The 20,414-nt window shown below is 72.8% G+C and carries 17 protein-coding genes; 9 read left to right on the top strand and 8 right to left on the bottom strand.

Going from position 1 to position 20,414, the window contains the following annotated elements; all coding sequences use genetic code 11:
* Position 1: 1 nt before the first annotated feature.
* Genes RWH43_RS01340 through mtrA form a run of 3 tightly spaced genes read right to left on the bottom strand, consistent with a single transcriptional unit; the run spans position 2 to position 4,030 of the window.
* Complete coding sequence (locus tag RWH43_RS01340) at positions 2-1,660, bottom strand: LpqB family beta-propeller domain-containing protein (RefSeq protein WP_154096016.1); 1,659 nt, start codon at positions 1,658-1,660, stop codon at positions 2-4.
* Entirely contained in the window at positions 1,657-3,342 is a 1,686-nt protein-coding gene (mtrB, locus tag RWH43_RS01345) for an MtrAB system histidine kinase MtrB (protein ID WP_144828818.1), read from the bottom strand. Before mtrB ends, RWH43_RS01340 begins: the two co-directional genes overlap by 4 nt.
* Before the next feature lie 7 nt (positions 3,343-3,349).
* Entirely contained in the window at positions 3,350-4,030 is a 681-nt protein-coding gene (gene mtrA / locus RWH43_RS01350; RefSeq protein ID WP_144828821.1) for an MtrAB system response regulator MtrA, read from the bottom strand.
* Positions 4,031-4,193: 163 nt separating this feature from the next.
* On the opposite strand from mtrA, the gene RWH43_RS01355 reads away from it, so the two are divergent.
* The 8 genes from RWH43_RS01355 (at position 4,194) to RWH43_RS01390 (ending at position 14,563) form a co-directional block, all read left to right on the top strand.
* Positions 4,194-5,621 (top strand): glycerophosphoryl diester phosphodiesterase membrane domain-containing protein, encoded by a 1,428-nt coding sequence (locus RWH43_RS01355; RefSeq protein WP_313959266.1) that lies wholly within the window; start codon positions 4,194-4,196, stop codon positions 5,619-5,621.
* Positions 5,618-6,274: a DUF4129 domain-containing protein gene (locus tag RWH43_RS01360; RefSeq protein WP_144828823.1), complete on the top strand. Its 657-nt coding sequence runs from the start codon at positions 5,618-5,620 to the stop codon at positions 6,272-6,274. The genes RWH43_RS01355 and RWH43_RS01360 overlap by 4 nt, the downstream gene beginning before the upstream one ends.
* Entirely contained in the window at positions 6,271-7,437 is a 1,167-nt protein-coding gene (locus RWH43_RS01365; protein ID WP_154096017.1) for a DUF4350 domain-containing protein, read from the top strand. Before RWH43_RS01360 ends, RWH43_RS01365 begins: the two co-directional genes overlap by 4 nt.
* Positions 7,434-8,513 carry an AAA family ATPase gene (locus RWH43_RS01370; protein ID WP_144828829.1) on the top strand — a complete coding sequence of 360 codons (1,080 nt, stop codon included), beginning with the start codon at positions 7,434-7,436 and terminating at the stop codon, positions 8,511-8,513. The genes RWH43_RS01365 and RWH43_RS01370 overlap by 4 nt, the downstream gene beginning before the upstream one ends.
* Entirely contained in the window at positions 8,513-9,814 is a 1,302-nt protein-coding gene (locus RWH43_RS01375) for a DUF58 domain-containing protein (protein ID WP_230704323.1), read from the top strand. Before RWH43_RS01370 ends, RWH43_RS01375 begins: the two co-directional genes overlap by 1 nt.
* A 125-nt stretch (positions 9,815-9,939) precedes the next feature.
* The gene (locus RWH43_RS01380; RefSeq protein WP_316000462.1) at positions 9,940-10,962 is read left to right on the top strand and encodes a 3-oxoacyl-ACP synthase III; all 1,023 of its coding nucleotides are present in this window, start codon (positions 9,940-9,942) and stop codon (positions 10,960-10,962) included.
* Positions 10,959-13,607 carry an alpha/beta fold hydrolase gene (locus tag RWH43_RS01385; protein WP_316000463.1) on the top strand — a complete coding sequence of 883 codons (2,649 nt, stop codon included), beginning with the start codon at positions 10,959-10,961 and terminating at the stop codon, positions 13,605-13,607. Before RWH43_RS01380 ends, RWH43_RS01385 begins: the two co-directional genes overlap by 4 nt.
* Positions 13,604-14,563 carry an NAD-dependent epimerase/dehydratase family protein gene (locus RWH43_RS01390; protein ID WP_316000464.1) on the top strand — a complete coding sequence of 320 codons (960 nt, stop codon included), beginning with the start codon at positions 13,604-13,606 and terminating at the stop codon, positions 14,561-14,563. Before RWH43_RS01385 ends, RWH43_RS01390 begins: the two co-directional genes overlap by 4 nt.
* Before the next feature lie 277 nt (positions 14,564-14,840).
* On the opposite strand, the gene katG is transcribed toward RWH43_RS01390, so the two are convergent.
* The 3 genes from katG to RWH43_RS01405 form a co-directional block, all read right to left on the bottom strand.
* Positions 14,841-17,093, bottom strand: coding sequence for a catalase/peroxidase HPI (katG, locus tag RWH43_RS01395; protein ID WP_316000465.1), 2,253 nt, complete (start codon positions 17,091-17,093; stop codon positions 14,841-14,843).
* On the bottom strand, positions 17,090-17,551 hold the full coding sequence (locus RWH43_RS01400) for a Fur family transcriptional regulator (protein ID WP_316000466.1): 462 nt from the start codon (positions 17,549-17,551) through the stop codon (positions 17,090-17,092). The genes katG and RWH43_RS01400 overlap by 4 nt, the downstream gene beginning before the upstream one ends.
* A 96-nt stretch (positions 17,552-17,647) precedes the next feature.
* Positions 17,648-18,643, bottom strand: a complete 996-nt coding sequence (locus RWH43_RS01405; RefSeq protein ID WP_316000467.1) for a stage II sporulation protein M — start codon at positions 18,641-18,643, stop codon at positions 17,648-17,650.
* Positions 18,644-18,659: 16 nt separating this feature from the next.
* Here RWH43_RS01405 and RWH43_RS01410 point away from each other — a divergent pair, with 16 nt between their 5' ends.
* Positions 18,660-19,490 carry an RDD family protein gene (locus tag RWH43_RS01410; protein ID WP_154096024.1) on the top strand — a complete coding sequence of 277 codons (831 nt, stop codon included), beginning with the start codon at positions 18,660-18,662 and terminating at the stop codon, positions 19,488-19,490.
* Positions 19,491-19,561: 71 nt separating this feature from the next.
* Here the strand turns inward: RWH43_RS01410 and RWH43_RS01415 are convergent, their stop codons facing one another.
* The gene (locus RWH43_RS01415; protein WP_316000468.1) at positions 19,562-19,768 is read right to left on the bottom strand and encodes a DUF3499 family protein; all 207 of its coding nucleotides are present in this window, start codon (positions 19,766-19,768) and stop codon (positions 19,562-19,564) included.
* Between the two features lie 64 nt (positions 19,769-19,832).
* On the bottom strand, positions 19,833-20,330 hold the full coding sequence (locus tag RWH43_RS01420) for a MarR family winged helix-turn-helix transcriptional regulator (protein WP_144828853.1): 498 nt from the start codon (positions 20,328-20,330) through the stop codon (positions 19,833-19,835).
* Between the last annotated feature and the right edge of the window lie 84 nt (positions 20,331-20,414).

Consider the following 20,414-nt stretch of genomic DNA (forward strand, 5'->3'; position numbering starts at 1 on the left):
GCTACGAGGTCGTGCCCTGCTGACCCGCCAGCACCCGGATGCCGGTGGCCACCAGGGTCCACGAGCTGCCGCGACGGCTGTACAGACGACCGGAGTCGTCGAGCACGCGCACGCTCGTGCTACCGGCCGCCAGCGTGCGCGCCCCGTCGGGCGCGGCCGACTCGGTTCCGCGACCTCCGACGTTGAGCTCGCGCAGCAGGCTGCCGCCGTCGACCGCGACGAGCACGCCGACGCTGGTGTCGTCGAGCCACGCGAGGTCGAACGCCCCCTGTTGCGAGAACGACAGCACGTGCGGGGCGCCGAGGGTGACCTCGCCTCCCTCGCGCTCGATGCCGGCGACCCACACCTCTCGGGTCCCCGAGACCGTCACGATCGCCGCGACCCGCGTGCCGTCGCGCGAGATCTGCATCGCGGTGATCTCCGACGCGTCGGGCCAGGCGTTGCCCACCTGGCGCGGCACACCTTCGGCGGTGATCGCGCGCACCTGGTTCGGCGCGTTCGCCGGCACGCTCCAGATGGCTCCCTCGGCGTCGATCGAGGGCGCGATGAGTCCGGGACGCTCGTCGAGCAGGAAGGTCTGCCCGTCGGCCAGGGCGCTGGCCACCGGCCCCTGCTGGGTGCGCACCGCCGCGAGAGACCGGTCGGCCTCGAGCTCGACGGCCGTCGGGGCGAGCGACTCCACGGCGTCGGAGAGACCGTCGATCGCCTCGACGGTGTCGCCGGTGAGCGAGCCGAACGCCCCCGCGGTGGTCAGCACCGCCGGCGAGGGGTCGACGCGGGTGACGCGCACCGGCACCTCGGAGGCGGTGACGGGAGTGCCCTCGACCGTCATCTGCACGTCGCTGATGCCGGCCGTGACGAGGCTGCGGGCGAGCTGCGTCTGCATGCGGTCGAGCGTCGTGCGGTCCAGGCTCAGCGCCGCGGGGGGCAGCTGCACCTGGGCGACGCCGCTCGAGGAGAGCGTGACGGAGCGGCCCACCAGCGACAGTTCGTCGGGGAAGGCCGAGCGCACGGCCCCGGCGAGCCACGGGCTCGGGCGACCGTCGACGAGGGCGGTGGCGACGCGGCTGGCGACGAACCCGCGGGGGAACCACCGCACGTCGGGCACGATGAAGCTCCACGTCGGGTCGAAGTAGGCGATCGAGGCCGACTGGTAGACGGTCGGGAACACCTCCTCGTACAGCACCACGCCATCGGGGGCCGCGGTGATGCGCCACTGCCCGTCGATCTGGGTGAGGGCGAACGCGAGGTTGACAGCGGTCCCGGATGCCGCGGGCGCATACGCGCCGGAAGAGTCGACGGATGCCACGGTGGCGAGCGACACCGTGACCCCGGTGCCGTCGTCAGTGGCCGTGGCGCGGCGGTCGGCGAGACGGTCGATGGTGACGCTCGCCCGCGGATCCCACTGGGTGCCGGGCGCCAGGAACGTCTTCGCGGTCGCCCAGTCGTCGGCAGGGCCGGAACCGGCGCGCAGGAACCCCTCGACGATATCGGCGGGCGCGGCGTCGTCTTGCGGACCGTCGGGGACGAACGCGAAGGCCTGGGTGTCGTCGGTCTGCGGGCCGCGGCCCGGATTGACGTATCCCGAGGTCGGCAGCCCCGTGCACGCGGCGAGCGCGAGCACGAGGGTCAGGCTGACGAGGGCGAGAGCGCGCCTCACGGGGTCCTCCTCACGCCGGGGCGGGTGGAGATCGGCTGGGTCAGTCCCAGCGCCTCCAGGGCGCCGCCCTGCTCGTCGTCGGGGACGAGGGGCAGCGGCGAACTGCTCACGGGCTTGCCGTCGCGCGGCAGGGTCAGCACGAAGTTGGAGCCGCGGCCGGGCTCGGACCACACTGCCAGGGTGCCGCCGTGCAGACGCGCGTCGCCGAGGGCGATCGACAGGCCCAGGCCCGTTCCGCCGATGGTGCGCACGCGCGAGGGGTCGGCGCGCCAGAAGCGGTCGAACACCCGCTCGACGTCGTCGGCGGTCATGCCCAGGCCGAAGTCGCGCACGCCCAGGGCCACGGCATCCCGATCGCTGTCGACCGACACGACGATGGGGCGCCCCTCGCCGTGCTCGATGGCGTTGCCGAGGAGGTTGCGCACGATGCGGCGCACGCGGCGGGCGTCCATCTCGACCGGCGTGTATCCGCCGGGTGCGACGAGCCGCACGTCGGAGCCGTGGCCCTCGGCCAGCTGCTCCATCGAGTCGATGACGTCTTCGGCCAGGTGCGCGAGGCTCGTGGCCTCGAGCTCGAGCTGCACCGACCCCGCGTCGTACCGGCTGATCTCGAGCAGGTCGGTCAGCAGCACCTCGAAGCGCTGCACTTGCGCGTGCAGGAGTTCGGCGGCGCGGCCGGTGGCGGGATCGAACTCCGCGCGCTGATCGTTGATCATGTCGGCGGCCAGGCGAATGGTCGTCAGCGGGGTGCGCAGCTCGTGCGACACGTCGGAGACGAAACGCTGCTGCACGAGCGACAGGTCGGCGAGCTCCTTGATCTGCTGCTCGATGCTGTCGGCCATGGCGTTGAACGAGCGGTTCAGCGTGGCCAGCTCGTCTTCTCCGCGCACGGGCAACCGCACCCCGAGGTCGCCCGCGGCGAGCTTGGCGCTGGTCTCGGCGGCATCCGCGATCGGCGTCGTCACCGAGCGCAGCACGAACCACGCGATCGCCCCGATCAACAGCACCAGCACGAGACCCACGACCCACAGCAGCACCTGCACGAACGCGAGGGTCTGCGAGGCGCTGGTGAGGTCGTACCCCATGTACAGCTCGTACGAATCGACGCCGTCTTCGGCCGGGAAGCGCAGTTGATGACCGACGAGGATGCCGGGAACCTCGCGGCCGTTGTCGGTGGGCAGCGCGACCGACTGCCACCACTGCAGGTCGGGGCTCGACTGCACCTGCGTGCGCATCGCCTCGGTGACGATGCTCGACTGGAACGCGGGAGAGATGAACGGCTGCGGAGCCAGCGGCGAGGGCGGACCGATGCGATAGAGCGCGATCAGGTCGCTCGAGGACTGCTGCGAGAGCCGGGTCGCGATGCCGTTCATCAGGGTCTGCGCCGCGGCCGGGTCGGTGGAATCCACGGCCGCGTCGAGCGTCGCCTGGGCCGCCGCTGTCGCGCGCTGGGCCTCGAGCAGCACCTGGTCCTTACGGGCGGTGAAGAGCTCGTTCTGGATGACGAGGGCCATCGCCACGCACGTGACGAGGATCGTCGCCGCCGTCAGCGTGACGGTGATCACGATCGTGCGGAAGCGCAGCGATCGACGCCACAGGGTGGCGAAGCGGTCGCGCAGCGATCTCCAGTCGCGCAGCGACAGTCGCCTCGGCGGCGGCAGGGTCCGCACCGCGCCGGTCATGGCCCGCTCAGGCCACCGCGCCGGCGCGGTAGCCCACGCCGCGCACGGTGGTCACGATCCGCGGGTTGTCGGGATCGGCCTCGATCTTGGCGCGGAGGCGCTGCACGTGCACATTGACCAGGCGGGTGTCGGCCTTGTAGTGGTAGCCCCACACCTGCTCGAGCAGCATCTCGCGCGAGAACACCTGCTGCGGCTTCTCGGCGAGCGCGACGAGCAGCTCGAACTCGAGGGGCGTGAGCGCGATCGGGCTGTCGCCGCGGCGCACCTCGTGGGCGGCGACGTCGACGACGAGGTCTCCGATGCGCAGCGTCTCGTCGACCGCGGCCTGCGTCGGACGCAGGCGCGTGCGGATGCGCGCCACGAGCTCCTTCGGATTGAAGGGCTTCATGATGTAGTCGTCGGCGCCCGACTCGAGCCCCTTGACCACGTCGGCGGTGTCGGTGCGGGCCGTCAGCATGATGATCGGCACGCCCGACTCGGCCCGCACGCGCGTGCAGATCTCGATGCCGTCGACGCCGGGGAGCATCAGGTCGAGCAGGATCAGGTCGGGACGCTCGGTGCGCCAGGCGTCGACCGCCTGGGCTCCGTCGGCGCAGAACACCGTGTCGAATCCCTCGGTGCGCAGCACGATGCCGATCATCTCGGCCAGTGCGGTGTCATCGTCGACGACCAGGATCCGTGAAGTCATTCGGGTGTACGTCTTCCGTCTCGAAACCCGCTCGGGGACGGGCACAACGCCCCGGGTGGGGGCACGTCGTATCGAGAGTAGTCGACCTGCCCGCACGGCAGGCGTGCGTGTCGGAGGTCTATGACACGATGAGGACATCGCCACGCGACGAGGAGGCGCCACCGTGACCGCGTATCCGGCCTGGACCCCGGCATCCCGCCCCGGCATCGTTCCGCTGCACCCGTACGGGTTCGGCACGATCCTGAGCCGTTCGTTCGTCGCGCTGCGACACAACCCCAAGGTGCTGCTGGGCTTCGCGCTCATCGTGCAGGCCGTCGCGTACGTCGTGCTCACGGCGGCGGTGGGCGGCGTCGCGATCGCGAGCTTCGCCCGACTCGACACCGTTCCCCCCGGCAGCGACGACTTCAACGCGATCTTCGCGGGCTCCACCGTCATCACCGCCGCGACCGCCCTCGTGCTCGGTCTCGCCACGGGGGCCCTCAGCGTCGTGGTCCAGGGCGTCGTGGTCTCCGAGGTCGCGCACGCCGTCGTGTCCGAGAAGCCGCGCCTGCGCGAAGTGTGGGCCCGGGTGAAGCCCGTCTTCTGGCGCCTCGTGGGCTACAGCGCCCTGAGCGCCCTCGCCAGCCTGATCGTGGTCGGGGTGGTCGTGGGCATCGTCACCCTGCTCGTGATCAGCGTGATCTGGGTCGGTGTCGCCGTCGGGATCCTGCTGGCGATGGTGTTGGTCGCCGGCTATCTGTGGCTCGCTCCCAAGCTCTTCCTCGTGCCCTCGGTCATCATCCTCGAACGCGCGGGGGTCTTCCGCGCGGTCGCACGCTCATGGCGCCTGACGCGCGGCCGGTTCTGGTCGACGCTCGGGGTTCTCCTGATCATCTCGATCGCCTTCGGCATCGTCGCCCAGATCATCTCGATCCCCCTGGGCCTCGTCAGCGGCCTCATCCCGGTGCTGGTCGATCCGACGGGCAGCTCCGGAGTCGAGGCGTTCGTGGGCTACCTCGTGGTGCAACTCATCGGTCAACTCGGCATCCTGCTCGTGCAGTGCATCGCCCTGGTCGTGCAGTCGACCTCCGCCGCACTCGTCTACGTCGACGCCCGCATGCGCGTCGAGGCCCTCGACCACGACCTGCAGACCTACGTCGAGCAGCGCGACGCCGGGGCGACCTCTCTGCCCGACCCGTACCTGGTGGGCGTCGGTCGGGTGGTCGAGCGGCCCGCCCCCGCGCCGGTGGGGTCCGCCCCGGCCTACGCCGGGTGGGGAGCGCCGGCTTACGGGCCGGGTGCTGGCGCCCCGCAGCAGGGGTACGGCGCACCGGCGCAGGGGTACGGCGCACCGTACGGTGCCCCGGCGCAGGGATACGGCGCCCCGGCGCAGCCCGGCTACGGCGCTCCCGCACAGGGCCCGTCCGGCCCGCCGGTGCCACCCGCCCCCGGCACCCCGGCGGCCGCACCGGCGCCGCGCGATCCCTCGTGGGCTCCCCCGTCGACCGGCGACTCCCCGCGCGCCGACCCGCCCGCGGCGGACACCCCCGCGCCGCCGGCACCGCCCGCCCCCACGGCGTGGGCGGCCCCCGGCTCGGGCGGAGGCGAATGATCGCGCTCCCCGCCCTCGCCGCGACCTTCCCCCTGCTGCCCGATCCCGACCAGGCGCGGGAGTGGGCCGAGAAGGAACTGAGCGATCCGTCGTACCAGGCAGCCGAACCGACCTTCATCGACCGCATCGCCCAGGCCGTCGCCAACTTCCTCGGCGACCTGCTGCGCGTGCCCGACACCGACGGGTGGGGTCCGGCCGCTCTCATCGTGATCGGTGTGATCGTGATCGCGCTCATCGTGGTCGCCGTGCTCATCTGGGGTCGACCGCGCGTCGCGAACCGCGCCGCCCCCGCCGCACAGGCGCTCTTCGACGACGACGACGCGCGCTCCGCGTCGGAACTGCGCGCCGATGCGGCCGCCGCCGCCGCGCGCAGCGAATGGGACGAGGCGATCGTGCTCCGTTTCCGTGCCTTCGCGCGCGGACTCGGCGAGCGCGGGCTCGTCGACCCGCCGCCGGGTGCGACCGTGCGCGCCTTCTCGCGTGAGGCGGCCCGGGCCCTCCCGAGCCTCGCCGACGCCCTCGACGACGCTGCGACGATCTTCGACGACGTGCGGTACCTGCGTCGTCCCGGCACGGCCGAGCGCTACCGCGTCATCTCCGACCTCGACGACGCCGCGGTGCGGGCTCGCGCGACGCCGGTGGACGCCCCGTGAGCGTCGCCGCCCCCGTCCGTTCGCGGCGCCGCAGCGCTCTCGGGTGGGCGGCCCTCGTCGTCGGGCTGCTGCTGGTCGCCTTCGTCGGCGGGTCGTTCGTCTACGGCGGCTACTCGCAGCGCGCCGTGCTCGACCCCGAGTCGGCCGGGCCCGACGGCACGCGCGCCGTCGTCCGCCTGCTCGAGCAGCAGGGAGCACGGGTCGTCGTCGCCCGCGATCGCGAGGCGGCCGAGCGCGCCCTCGCCGCCGGTGACGCGACCCTCGTCATGCGCGACGCCCCGATGCTGTCCGACGACACGCTCACCGAGCTCGGCGACCGCGCACGCCACGTCGTCCTCGTCGAGCCCCGCTCGCGCGCCCTCTCGGTGCTGCTGAACGGGTCGACGCTGGGCGGGTTCTCCGACGGCACTGCGGTGCGGGCCGACTGCTCCTTCCCCGCTGCCGACAACGCGGGTGCCGCCCGCACCGGTGAACTCATGACCCCCGGCGACGACGTCACCGGCTGCTTCCCCGTCGACGGGGAGTTCGCGCTGTTGACCGCCGACCGCCCCGCCGGAGGGACCGTCACGGTCCTCGACGGCTTGGCGGTCCTGACCAATTCGACCCTGCCCGCCGACGGCGACGCGGCCCTGGCCCTGGGCGTGCTCGGGCAGACGGCCACGATCGTCTGGTACGTGCCCTCTCCCGCCGACGCGGCCCCCGGCTCGGCTCCGCCCACCCTCGGCGAGCTGACCCCGCCGTGGGTCACCCCCGCCCTCCTGCTGCTCATCGCCGCCACTCTCGCTGCGGCGCTCTGGCGCGGGCGGCGCTTCGGCCCGCTCGTGGTCGAACGCCTGCCCGTCACGGTCCGCGCGAACGAGACCACCGAGGGCCGCGCCCGTCTGTACGCCTCGGCGCGCGACGCCGGCCACGCCCTCGACGAGCTGCGCCGCGCCAGCCGAGCGCGGCTCGTGCGCCTGCTCGGCCTGACCGACCGCACCCCCGCCACCGAGGTCGCCGACGCCGTCGCCGAACGCCTGGGCGCCGACCGTTCGGTCGTGCGCGGCATCCTCGTCGACGACACCCCGACCACCGATCGCGACCTGGTCGCGGCCGCCGACCGACTCCGCGATCTCGAGGCGAGCGTGCGCGCCGCCGTCCGACCCGAAGGGACCACACGATGACCGACAGCCCCGAATCGCCCACCTGGCCCGCGCCCGCCTTCCCGGCCGAGACCGCGCCCGCGCAGCCGGCCGACGCAGCGCCCGAGTCGCCGTCGAACGCGGCCAACGGCGCCCCGGATGCCGACGACGCGGCCCTGCGCGAGGCGATGCATCGCGTGCGCCTCGAGGTCGGCAAGGCCGTGGTCGGACAGGACGGCACCGTCACCGGTCTGCTCATCGCGCTGCTCTCGCGCGGGCACGTGCTGCTGGAGGGCGTCCCCGGCGTCGCCAAGACCCTCCTCGTGCGCTCGTTCAGCCGGGCGCTGGGCCTCGACACCGCGCGGGTGCAGTTCACGCCCGACCTCATGCCCGGCGACGTCACGGGCTCGCTCGTGTACGACGCGCGCGCCGGCGGGTTCGAGTTCCGCGCGGGCCCGGTCTTCACGCACGTGCTGCTCGCCGACGAGATCAACCGCACCCCTCCCAAGACCCAGGCCGCCCTGCTCGAGGCCATGGAGGAACGCCAGGTCTCGTCCGACGGCGAGAGCCGCCCCCTGCCGGATCCCTTCCTCGTCGCCGCGACCCAGAACCCGATCGAGCACGAGGGCACGTACACGCTGCCCGAGGCCCAGCTCGACCGCTTCCTGCTCAAGCTCGTCGTCGACCTGCCCAACCGCGAGGCCGAGGTCGACGTGCTGCGCCGCCACGCGCGCGGCTTCGACCCCCGACGCCTGAAAGAGGCGGGGGTGGATGCCGTGGTCACGGCATCCGAGATCCTCGCCGCGCAGCGGGCCGCGGCATCCGTCGCCGTCGACGACGACCTGCTCGGCTACGTCGTCGACCTGGCCCGCGCGACGCGCCAGAGCCCCTCGGTGCTGCTGGGCGTGAGCCCGCGTGCGACCACGGGACTGCTCGCGGCGGCGAAGGCCTGGGCCTGGCTCGGCGGATATCCCGCGATCACGCCCGACCACGTGCAGACCATGCTCGTGCCGGTGTGGCGCCACCGCATCCGCCTGCGGCCCGAGGCCGAGATCGAGGGCGTGTCGGTGGATGCCATCCTCACCTCGGTCCTGCAGCAGACCCGCGTTCCGATCTGATGTTCGTCACCGGCCGTCTCGCCCTGCTCGTCGCCCTCGGCGTCGTCCCCCTCGTGCTGCTGAGCACGGCGGGGCTGTCGGCGTGGGCCGTGGCGGGCGGCTGGCTGCTGCTCTGCGCGGTGCTCGCGCTGGTCGACCGCGCTCTGGCCGCCGATCCGCGGCGCGTCGAGATCACCCGCACGCACCCCGAGCGCGCCCTGCTCGACGAGCCGGTCGCGGGCGAGCTGCGCGTGCGCAACCTCGGCACCCGCACGCTGCGGGCGCGCGTGCGCGACGCGTGGCAGCCGACCGCCGGCGCCCCCGCGGAGCGCCAGCGGTTCACGGTGCCACCCGGCGAGCGGCGCGGGGCGCCTCTCCCCCTGCTCCCCCGCCGCCGCGGCGAGCTGCGCAGCGCCTTCGTCGTCGTGCGGGCGGCCGGGCCTCTCGGTCTCGCCGGCCGCCAGGGCGTGGTCGACGCCCCGGCCCGCCTGCGCGTGCTGCCCCCGTTCACCTCGCGGCGGCACCTGCCCTCGCGTCTCGCACGCCTGCGCGAGCTCGACGGCAACACCACGCTGCAGGTGCGCGGCCAGGGCACCGAGTTCGACAGCCTGCGCGAGTACGTGCGCGGAGACGACGTGCGCTCGATCGACTGGCGAGCGACGGCCCGCGCCGGCACGACGATGCTGCGCACGTGGCGACCCGAACGCGACCGGCACGTGGTCATCGTCATCGACACCGGCCGCACGGCCGCCGCGCGCGTCGGCGACGGCGTGCGCCTCGACGCCGCGATGGAGTCGGCGCTACTGCTGTCGGTGCTGGCCTCGCGCGCGGGCGATCACGTGCACCTCGTGATGTTCGACCGCGTGCCCCGCGCCCGCGTGACGCGCGTCGACGGGGCGCAGCTGCTGCCCGCCCTCGTCGACGCCATGGCCCCGGTCGATCCGCAGCTGATCGACACCGACTGGGACGCCGCCCTCGCCCAGGTGCGGGGGCTCGCGGTGCGCCCCGCGCTCATGGTGCTGCTCACCGCGGCTGACGACCCCGAGGCCGCGCGGGCCTTCCTCGCCGCCCTCCCCACTGTCGCCGCGCGCTCGCGCCTGCTCGTGGCCACGGCCACCGACGGCCCCGGCGAGGTTCCCGCTCATCACGACGCTGCCGACGTCTACGCCGCCGCCGCCGTCGAGCGCGCTCGCCACGACGCGCAGCGCGTGCGCGACGCGGTCGTGCGCGCCGGAGGAGACGCGGTCTCGGCCTCGGCCGACGACCTGCCTCCGCTCGTGGCCGACCGCTATCTCGCGCTCAAGGCCGCCGGTCGCCTCTAGCACGTCCAGCCCGCATGCAGCCCGCGACATACGACGCGGCTTATCCTGGGGGGTACCCTTCCAGCCGTCTGCGCGTCCCCTCCGTGCGCGGCTCTGCCGTCTACGCACAGGATGCGGGAGCTCTCTTGCCAGGAAACGCCACTACGCACTTCGACGATGTGGCCCTCGTGTCGGTGGCTAGCGTCTTGCCCAGCCGCATCACGACGTCGGATGACATCGAGGAGCGTCTGGCTCCCGCGCTGAAGCGACTCAAGCTCAAGCCGGGGCTGCTCCGCCGCGTGGCGGGCGTCAACGAGCGCCGCAACTGGGCCGACGGCGAGTCGTCCGACGAGGCCACGATCGCCGCGGGCAAGCAGGCCCTCGCCGAGGCCGGGGTCGATCCCCGCGAGATCGGCCTGATCATCAACACCTCGGTGACCCGCAAGCACCTCGAGCCCTCGGTCGCGGTGCGCCTGCACCACGGTCTGGGCCTGCCGAGCTCGGCGATCAACTTCGACGTCGCCAACGCCTGCCTCGGCTTCATCAACGGCATGAGTCTGGCCGCCGGCATGATCCAGTCGGGTCAGGTCAAGTACGCCCTCATCGTCAACGGCGAGGACGCCGACGAGATCCAGGTCAACACGATCAACCGTCTCGTGCGCGAAGACCTCGACCGCGACGCGTTCATGCAGGAGTTCGCCTCGCTCACCCTCGGCTCCGGTGCGGCCGCCGCCGTGCTCGGTCGCGCGAGCGACCACCCCGAGGGCCACCGCATCGTCGGTGGCGTGACGCGCGCGGCGACCCAGTTCTACGACCTCTGCGTCGGCAGCGTCGACGGCATGTTCACCGACGCCAAGGCGCTGCTCAAGGGCGGCCTCGACCTCGTCGTCTCGGCCTGGAAAGAGGCCAAGGGCGAGTTCGACTGGACGGGCATGGACCGCTACGTCACCCACCAGGTCTCGTCGGTGCACACCAACGCGATCGTTCGTGCCGCCAAGCTCGACCGCGACCGCGTCCCCGTCACCTACCCCGAACTGGGCAACGTCGGCCCGGCGTCGATCCCCATCACCCTGGCCGCCGAGCAGAAGACGCTGCGGCGGGGTGATCGCGTGCTGCTGATGGGAGTGGGCTCCGGACTCAACACCGGCATGCTGGAGCTGGCCTGGTGAGTCACCCCCGCGTGATCGGCCCGCAGGCCACCCTGCCCCCGGCCGGTCTCCCCGGTCTCGATCCCGCCCTCTCGCGGCTCGTGAGCGTCGAGGGAGTGCTCGCCGATGCGGGTGAGACCCGGCTCTGGCACGTGCTCGACACCGGCGACGCCCTCGCCGAACGCGGCGTCGAGCCGCGCGGCACGATCGTCGCGGTGCACGGAAATCCCACGTGGTCGTACCTGTGGCGCGCTCTCGTGAACGCCTCTCTCGCCCGTGCCGACGCGGGGGCGACGCCCTGGCGCGTCGTCGCCGTCGACCAGCTCGAGATGGGCTTCTCGGAGCGCACACCGCTGCGCCGCACCCTCGCCCAGCGCGTCGCCGATCTCGACGCGCTCGTGACGGAGCTCGGCAGCCGGGGTCCGATCGTCACGATCGGTCACGACTGGGGCGGGCCCGTCTCGCTCGGGTGGGCCGTCGAGAACCGCGACCGCCTCGCGGCCGTCATCGCCCTGAACACCGCCGTGCATCACCCCGATGGGGCCGAGCTGCCCTTCGCGCTGCGCGTAGCGACGGCCCGCGGCATGCTCGCCGCCGGCACGACCGGCACGACGGCGTTCCTCGACGTGACGCTGGCCCTCGCCGACCTCGACCCGGCCGTGCGCGCGGCCTTCCGCGCCCCGTACGCGACGATCGCGCGTCGGCGCGGCATCGGCGGGTTCGTCAGCGACATCCCCGCGACCCCCGCGCACGAGAGCACTCCCGCGCTGCACCGCATGTCGGCGGGCCTGCGCGAGCTTCAGGTGCCGGCGCTGCTGCTGCGCGGTCCGAAAGACCCGGTGTTCGGCGAGGATCACCTCGACGACCTCACCGAGCGTCTGCCCCACGCCGATGTGCACCGCTTCGAGGGGGCCGGACACCTGCTCGCCGAGGAGCGCCCCTACGCCGACGTCGTTCTCGACTGGCTCGACGAGAAGGTTACGGATGCCGCTCCGGCACCCGCCCGCACGCGTCGCGCCTCGTCGCGGAAGCGTCCGGCGCCCGTCGGTCGCCTCTGGGACGCCCTGGACGCACGCCGCGACGACGACGACACCGCCGTGATCGACATGACGACGGTGCGCGGCGACGGTCCGCTCAACGTGAGCTGGCGTCAGCTGGCCGCGCGGGTGGACGAACTCGCCGCGGGTCTCGACGCCTTCGGCGTGCGCGCCGGCGACCGCGTCTCGCTGCTCGTACAACCCGGACCCACCCTCACCGCCGCCCTGTACGCATGCCTGCGCATCGGGGCCGTGGTCGTCGTGGCCGACCGGGGTCTCGGCATCCGGGGTCTGTCCCGTGCCGTGCGCGGCGCGGTACCCGACGTCGTCATCGGCGAGGTCGCCGGCCTCGCCGCCGCCCGTGCCCTCGGGTGGCCGGGTCGGCGCATCTCGGCCGCGGCGCTTCCCGCGGCATCGTCGCGGGCGCTCGGGGTCGAGGCGAGCCTCTCCGACCTCGCTCGCGCCGGTCGGGGCCGCCCCCTGCCCGCGCCTCCCGCCGCCGATGCCGACGCCGCGGTGCTGTTCACCTCGGGGTCCACGGGGCCGGCCAAGGGCGTCGTGTACACGCACGCGCAGCTCTCGGCCCTCCGCGACACCCTCGCCGTACACTTCGGCGTCACGGCCGACACGGGGCTGGTCACCGGCTTCGCCCCGTTCGCTCTGCTGGGCCCCGCCCTCGGCACGCGCTCGGCGACGCCCGACATGGACGTCTCGGCCCCGCGCACCCTCACCGCCGCAGCCGTCGCCGCCGCCGTGCGCGCCTCCGACGCGCGGATCGTGTTCCTCTCCCCCGCCGCGGTGGCCAACGTCGTCGCGACCGCCGGAGGGCTGACGGATGCCGACCGGGCCGCGCTCTCGCGCGTCGAGACGTTCCTCTCCACCGGCGCGCCCGTGGGCGTCGACCTGCTGCGCCGCGCACAGGCCCTCATGCCGAACGCGGTCGCGCACACCCCCTACGGCATGACCGAGTGCCTGCTCGTCGCCGACGTGACCCTGCCCGAGATCGAGGCCGCCGCGGGAGACCGCGGTGTGTGCGTGGGTCGTCCGCTCGGCACCGGCGAGGTGCGCATCGCCCCTCTCGACGAGCTCGGCCGTTCGTCCGACGACACGACGGCAGACCCTCAAGTCACCGGCGAGATCGTCATCTCGGCACCGCATCTCAAGCGCGGCTACTTCCGCCTGCACCTCACCGACCGCGAGGCCCGCCGCGGGCTCGGCGAGCGGTGGCACCGCACAGGCGACGTCGGACACCTCGACGCCGAGGGGCGGCTGTGGGTCGAGGGCCGTCTCCCCCACGTCATCACCACCGCCGAGGGTCGCGTGACCCCGGTGGGCATCGAGCAAGACGCCGAGACCGTTCCGGCCGTGCAGCGCGCGGCGGCGGTCGGGGTCGGCCCCGCGGGCCGACAGGTCGTCGTCGCGGTCGTCGAGACGGGGGCCCGTCGCCCGGGCCTGGCCTCGCCCGAGCTCACCGAGGCCGTGCGCGCGGCCACCGCGCAGCGCCTCGCGGCGGTGCTGGTGGTGCCGACGCTGCCGACCGACATCCGGCACAACTCCAAGATCGACCGCACCCGCGTCTCCGCGTGGGCCGAGCGCATGCTCGCGGGCGAGAAGCCGAGCGCGCCGTGAAGGTGCTCGCGACCGGTGCGTCCGGATTCCTCGGCCGCGCAGTCGTCCGTGCCCTGCAGGATGCGGGGCACGACGTGCGCACCCTGCAGCGCCGCCCCTCGGGTGTCGACGGAGCCGACGACCGCCTGGGTTCGGTGACGGATCCGGATGCCGTGGCATCCGCCCTCGAGGGGATCGACGGGATCGTGCACCTGGCGGCGAAGGTCTCCCTCGCGGGAGACCCGGCGCAGTTCCGCGCCGTGAACGTCGAGGGCACGCGCACACTGCTCGACGCCGCGGCCGCGGCCGGGGTCACCCGCATCGTGCACGTGTCGTCGCCCTCGGTCGCTCACGCCGGTCACGCCCTCGCCGGTGTCGGCGCCGAGCCCGCCGATCCGCAGGCCGCGCATGGCGAGTACGCCCGCACCAAGGCCGAGGCCGAGCTGCTGGCCCTCTCCCGTGCCGGGGGCGACACCGCCCTCGTCGCCATCCGCCCGCACCTCGTGTGGGGACCGGGCGACACGCAGCTCATCGCCCGCGTCGTCGCGCGCGCCCGCCGGGGCACGCTTCCGCTGCTCGACGGCGGCACGGCGCTCATCGACTCCACGTACGTCGACAACGCGGCATCCGGGATCGTCGCCGCCCTCCACCGCGTCGACGAGGTCAGCGGCCGCGCCTACGTGCTGACCAACGGCGAACCGCGGCCGGTCGGCGACCTGCTGGCGGGCATCTGCCGCGCCTCGGGCGTCACACCCCCGCGGTTCAGCGTGCCCGCGGGCCTCGCCAAGGCCGCAGGCTCCCTCATCGAGCGCGTGTGGGCCGTGAGCCCAGGTGAGGACGAGCCGCCCATGACGCGCTTCCTCGCCGAGCAGCTGTCGACCGCGCACTGGTTCGACCAGACCGAGATCCGCCGCGACCTGCGGTGGACGCCCGCGGTCTCGCTCGACGAGGGCCTGCGCCGCCTCGCGCGCGCCTGAGCCGCGCGGCATCCGGCCCCCTCCTCAGTCCCCCGCGTCCCACTCCGCGCAGAGCATGTCCCGAAAAGGGCTGCCTGACGCCGGCTCAGACAGCCAGAAGTGGGACATGGTCTGCCCCGACCCCCGCGTCCCACTCCGCGCAGAGCATGTCCCGAAAAGGGCTGCCCGACCCCCGCCCAGACAGCCAGTAGTGGGACATGGTCTGCTCGCAACGCGGCGCTCTCCACGCGCCGGAAGGCCCGCCCCACGAGGGGACGGGCCTTCCGGATGCCGCGGCTCAGACCAGGTCGAACCGGTCGAGCTCGGTGACCTTGCGCCACGCGGCGACGAAGTCGCGCACGAACTTCTCTTTGGCGTCGTCCGAGGCGTAGACCTCGGCGAGCGCGCGCAGCTCGGAGTTCGACGAGAACACCAGGTCGACGCGGGTGCCGATGCCGACCTTCTCGCCCGAGCCGTCCTTCGTGCCCTCGAACGCGTGCTTGCCGCTGTCGAGCGGCTTCCACGTCGTGCCGAGGTCGAGCAGGTTGGCGAACACGTCGTTGGTCAGGGCGCCGGGGGTGTCGGTGAACACGCCCCAGTCGCTGCCGTCCCAGTTGGCGCCGATCGCGCGCAGGCCGCCGACCAGCACGGTCATCTCGGGAGCGGTGAGCGTGAGCAGGTTGGCCTTGTCGAGCAGCAGGAACTCCGCCGGCAGCCGCGTCGAGCGCGAGGCGTAGTTGCGGAAGCCGTCGGCGACCGGCTCGAGCCAGCGGAACGACTCGATCTCGGTCTGCTCCTGCGAGGCGTCGGTGCGCCCGGGGGTGAAGGGCACCTCGACCTCGGCGCCGCCGGCGAGGGCGGCCTGCTCGACACCGGCGTTGCCCGCGAGCACGAGCAGGTCGGCGATCGACACCTTCTTCTCGCCCTGCGCGTCGAAGCCCGCCTTCACGCCTTCGAGGACGGAGAGAACGGATGCCAGCTGCTCGGGGTTGTTGACCGTCCAGCTCTTCTGCGGCTCGAGGCGGATGCGCGCGCCGTTCACGCCACCGCGCTTGTCGCTGCCGCGGAACGTGGAGGCCGCGGCCCACGTCGTGGTGACGAGCTGCTGCACCGTGAGGCCGCTGTCGAGGATCTGCTTCTTGAGCGCGGCGGCATCCGCCTCGTCGATCAGCGGGTGGTCGACGGCGGGCACGGGGTCCTGCCACACGAGCACCTCGGCGGGCACCTCGGAGCCGAGGTAGCGCTCGCGCGGTCCCATGTCGCGGTGGGTGAGCTTGAACCAGGCGCGGGCGAAGGCGTCCTGGAAAGCGGCCGGGTCCTCGGCGAAGCGGCGCGAGATCTTCTCATACGCCGGGTCGACGCGCAGCGCCAGGTCGCTCGTGAGCATGCGGGGCTCGCGGCGGCCGTCGGAGTGCGCCTCGGGGACCATGTCGGCTCCCCCGCCGTTCTTGGGACGCCACTGGTGCGCACCCGCGGGGCTCTGGAAGAGCTCCCACTCGTAGGCGAAGAGGATGTGGAAGAACTCGTTGTCCCAGCGGGTGGGGTGGTAGGTCCACGTGACCTCGAGGCCGCTGGTGATGGTGTCGTCGCCCTTGCCGGTGCCGTGGCTGTTCTTCCAGCCCAGGCCCTGGTCGTTGATGTCGGCGGCCTCGGGGTTGGGGCCGACGTGCGAGTCGCTCGCCGCGCCGTGCGTCTTGCCGAAGGTGTGTCCACCGGCGATGAGGGCGACGGTCTCCTCGTCGTTCATGGCCATGCGACCGAACGTCTCGCGGATGTCGTGGGCCGACAGCTGCGGATCGGGGTTGCCGTTAGGGCCCTCGGGGTTGACGTAGATGAGGCCCATCTGCACCGCCGCGAGCGGCTTCTCGAGCTCGCGGTTGCCCGTGTAACGCTCGTCGCCGAGCCACGTGGTCTCGGGGCCCCAGTACACGTCGTCGTCGGGCTCCCACACGTCGGTGCGGCCGCCGGCGAAGCCGAAGGTCGGGAAGCCCATGTCTTCGAGCGCGACGTTGCCGGCGAGGATCATGAGGTCGGCCCACGAGATCGACTGGCCGTACTTCTTCTTGACGGGCCAGAGCAGACGACGGGCCTTGTCGAGGTTGACGTTGTCGGGCCAGCTGTTCAGCGGGGCGAAGCGCTGCATGCCCGCGCCCGAGCCGCCGCGACCGTCGGTCACGCGGTAGGTGCCGGCGCTGTGCCAGGCCATGCGGATCATGAGGGGGCCGTAGTGGCCGAAGTCGGCGGGCCACCAGTCCTGCGAGGTCGTCATGACCTCTTTCAGGTCCTTCTTGACGGCGTCCAGGTCGAGCGCCTCGAAGGCGGCCTTGTAGTCGAAGCCCTCGTCGAGCGGGTCGCGCAGCGCGTTGTTCTTGGCGAGGATCTTCACGTTCAGGGATTCGGGCCACCACACGCGGTTGGCGGAACCCTGGGTGGGGTGGGGCAGGGCGCCGGCGGGCTCGCTGTCGGCGGGGGCTTCGCCCACGGGCAGTCGGTTGTCGTCGGGGGCGGCGCCGTCGGGGAAGACGGGGCATCCGTTCAGAGTGTCGCTCATCGGGATCCTCTCGGTTTTTCGGCTTCGGATTCGGCTCGGCAATCGGAGCACACGCCCCAGAACGTCACCTCGGCGGTCTCGATGAGATAGCCGTTCCCCTCCGGCACGTGCAGGCACGGCGCCGACCCGACGACGCAGTCCACGTCGTCGATGCGACCGCAGCGGGTGCACACCACGTGGTGGTGGTTGTCGCCCACGCGCAGTTCGAAGGTGCCGGCGTGGCCGGCGGGTTCGATGCGGCGGGCGAGTCCCGCGTCGGCGAAGTCGCCGAGCGCGTTGTACACCGACTGCTTGCTTGTTCCGGGGAGGGAGCCGACGATGCGGTCGAAGACGTCGTCGGCGGTGGCGTGCGGCCGGGCGCGGAGGGCGTCGAGCACGGCGACGCGTGTCGCCGTGACCCGCAGCCCGGCTCCGCGGATGAGGGCATCCGCGGCGGCATCCGGCTGACTGTCGAGCATGTCGCCAGTCTAGCTAGTTTTGAGTGAATCAAAAATGACACGCCGGGGAACGGTCGGGAACGCGGGGCGATGGATCACCCGAGAGATCGGATGCCGTCAGCCCGCGGTGAGCGTGGGAGTCCCGGTCTCGTACTCCGTGAGGTCGCCGGTCTCGCCCGCTCGCGCCGCGCGACGCCCGACCCACAGCATGTAGAAGAGGAACACCCCGAGGGCCGCGGCCCCGATGGCGATCTTGATCTGCCAGGGCCACTCGCGCGGGGTCACGAAGCCCTCGACGACACCCGAGAGGGCGAGGGCGAACACGAGCCCGACCGCGATCGTGGCCAGCGAGCGCCCGGCGGCAGCGAGTGCCTCGCCCCGCGTGCGCCGGCCCGGCGCGACCCACGCCCAGAAGATCTGCAGGCCCGCCGCCCCCGCGACGAAGATCGCGGTGAGCTCGAGCAGACCGTGCGGGAGGATGAACTGGAAGAACACGTCGGCCCGGTCGAAGGCGATCATGATGGCGGCCGACTGCCCCACGTTGACGGCGTTCTGCATGATGACCATCGCCGGCCAGATGCCGGTGACGCCGAACAGCACGCACTGCGCCGCGATCCACGCGTTGTTCGTCCAGACGGTGCCGGCGAAGATCGCGTTCGGGTTCTCGCGGTAATAGCTCACGAACTGCTCGTCGGCGTAGTTCTGCAGTTGGCTCTCGGCGCCGAGCGAGGCGACGGCGGCGGGATCGCCCGAGATCCACAGCGCCATGAGGGTCGCCACGATCACGAAGAAGACCGCCACCCCGAGCGTCGTCCAGCGCACGCGGTACAGCGCGGCCGGAAGCTGCAGCACGAAGAAACGCGGCAGCTGCTTCAGCACGTTCTCGCGAACCCCGGTGAGTCGCAGGCGCGTGCGGGCGAGCAGCACCGAGACGTAGTCGCCCTCGGGCGTGCGACCGGCTGAGGTCTTGATGTCGGCGAGATCGGCGGATGCCGCGCGGTAGCGCGTCACGAGCTCGTCGACCTCGGCCCCGCGCAGACGCCGGCGACGGCCCAGTTCGTCGAGCCGCGCCCACTCGTCCCGCCGCGCGGCCGTGAGGGCGTCGAGGTCCATGTGGTCAACTGTACGCATGGCTTCGTCGTCGACCCCCGTTCCCGCGGTCGCTCTCGTGCACGAGAGCGCCGAGGAGACGTTGACGGGCGAGGCCGTCGCGCTCGACGTGCAGCCGATCGGCTTCTTCCTGCGCGCGGTCGGATGCCTCATCGACTTCGTCGTCGGCGTCGTGGTGCTCATCGGCGGGGCCATCCTGCTCACGGCGCTGGTGACCAACGGGGCGCTGCCCGAGTCGGCGATCGGCATCGGCGTCATCTCGCTGTTCGTTCTCGTGATGGTCGCCATTCCGACCGTGGTCGAGACCCTCTCCCGCGGCCGCAGTCTCGGCCGGCTCGCGGTGGGCGCGCGCATCGTGCGCACCGACGGCGGGGCCGCGGGCTTCCGTCAGGCCCTCATCCGCGCGCTCACCGGCGTGCTCGAGATCTGGTTCACCTTCGGCGCGGTCGCCGCCGTGGTGGGCATGTTCACCCCGCGCGCGCAGCGCCTGGGCGATCTGCTGGCCGGCACCGCGAGCGAGCGCACGCGCACGCGCCGCCTGCCCCCGCCCGCTCCCGGGTTGCCCCCGGGTATGGAGGCGTGGGCGGCCCTCGCCGACGTCTCACGCCTGCCCGACCGGCTCGCCGCGCGCCTGGCGCAGTTCGTGCGGGGTGCCGACGCCCTCGAGCCCGCCGCACGGGCGCGCGTCGCCGCGTCGCTGGCCGAGTCCGTGCGCCCGTACGTCTCGCCCGTCCCCCCGGTGGATGCCGAGATGCTCGTGCGGGCGGTGTCGTCGGTGCGCCGCGACCGGGAGTACCGCGCCCTGCTGCTCGAGAACGAGCGGGCCGCGGCCCTCACCGAGAAGGCGTGACCGCGTAAGTCGGCGGTGATCGTCGCCGCGGCGGCGACGCGTGTGTCACGCCCGGGAGGGCGGGCAGCCGCTCAGGCGCGCAGCGTCTCGTGCCGCACGACGACCCAGCCCTTGGGAACGGAGAGGCGGTCGGCGTGGATCGCGCACAGGTCGTGGGCGTGCGGATCACCGGCGGAGCCCAGCGGGCCGAGGGCCGCCATCTGGTCGCCGTAGTCGTAGGTGAGGGTGCTCATCGCCTCGCGGGCGCATCCCACCTTCGAGCAGAGTCTGTCGCGCATCGCGGTCAGCCTAGCCACCCCCTCCGACACCGCGACGACGCCGCGCCGCGCATCGCCCGGCGCGTCATGCCTTGCGTCGACGCGGGGCGGCGGAGCGCGGCGGATCCGCCCGCAGGTGATCGGCGGCGCGCTGCAGGATCCGCCCCAGGTCGACGATGTCGGCGTCGGTGAGCGACGAGAACAGCAGGCGGTGCAACGCATCGATGTGGCCGGGGAAGACGGCGCCGAGCACGTCGCGCCCCGCCGAGGTGAGGGCGACCACCACGCTGCGCTCGTCGTCGGGTGACGGCGCCCTCGTCACCAGCCCCCGCCCCTCGAGCACCTGCGCCTGGTAGGTCAGTCCGCTGCGACTGTAGACGACGCGGTCGGCCAGATCCGTCATGCGCAGGCGCCCGTCGGGACTGTCGCCCAGGGTCGCCAGCAGCTGGAACTGCACGTAGCTCAGATCGCCGGCATCGCGGAGCTGCTTCTCGACCGCGTGCCGAAGCAGGCTGCTCACCTCGGTGAAGGCGAAGTACGCCTGGAGCTGCGTGGGGGTGACCTCCGCGGTGTTCCGTGTCATATCGAGATCCTATCTTGCTTCGAGTTCGTAGCAGTGATAGCGTTCCGGTATTGCTTCGAATCCGAAGCACTTACGAGAGGACAC

Source organism: Microbacterium algihabitans (assembly GCF_032464975.1).
Classification (GTDB): Bacteria; Actinomycetota; Actinomycetes; order Actinomycetales; family Microbacteriaceae; genus Microbacterium; species Microbacterium algihabitans.

Excerpts from the sequence above, each read along its gene's own strand:
- mtrB (WP_144828818.1), bottom strand. The coding sequence starts at position 3,342 with ATGACCGGCGCGGTGCGGACCCTGCCGCCGCCGAGGCGACTGTCGCTG.
- mtrA (WP_144828821.1), bottom strand. The coding sequence starts at position 4,030 with ATGACTTCACGGATCCTGGTCGTCGACGATGACACCGCACTGGCCGAG.
- RWH43_RS01360 (WP_144828823.1), top strand. The coding sequence starts at position 5,618 with ATGATCGCGCTCCCCGCCCTCGCCGCGACCTTCCCCCTGCTGCCCGAT.
- RWH43_RS01370 (WP_144828829.1), top strand. The coding sequence starts at position 7,434 with ATGACCGACAGCCCCGAATCGCCCACCTGGCCCGCGCCCGCCTTCCCG.
- RWH43_RS01375 (WP_230704323.1), top strand. The coding sequence starts at position 8,513 with ATGTTCGTCACCGGCCGTCTCGCCCTGCTCGTCGCCCTCGGCGTCGTC.
- katG (WP_316000465.1), bottom strand. The coding sequence starts at position 17,093 with ATGAGCGACACTCTGAACGGATGCCCCGTCTTCCCCGACGGCGCCGCC.
- RWH43_RS01400 (WP_316000466.1), bottom strand. The coding sequence starts at position 17,551 with ATGCTCGACAGTCAGCCGGATGCCGCCGCGGATGCCCTCATCCGCGGA.
- RWH43_RS01405 (WP_316000467.1), bottom strand. The coding sequence starts at position 18,643 with ATGGACCTCGACGCCCTCACGGCCGCGCGGCGGGACGAGTGGGCGCGG.
- RWH43_RS01410 (WP_154096024.1), top strand. The coding sequence starts at position 18,660 with ATGGCTTCGTCGTCGACCCCCGTTCCCGCGGTCGCTCTCGTGCACGAG.
- RWH43_RS01415 (WP_316000468.1), bottom strand. The coding sequence starts at position 19,768 with ATGCGCGACAGACTCTGCTCGAAGGTGGGATGCGCCCGCGAGGCGATG.
- RWH43_RS01420 (WP_144828853.1), bottom strand. The coding sequence starts at position 20,330 with ATGACACGGAACACCGCGGAGGTCACCCCCACGCAGCTCCAGGCGTAC.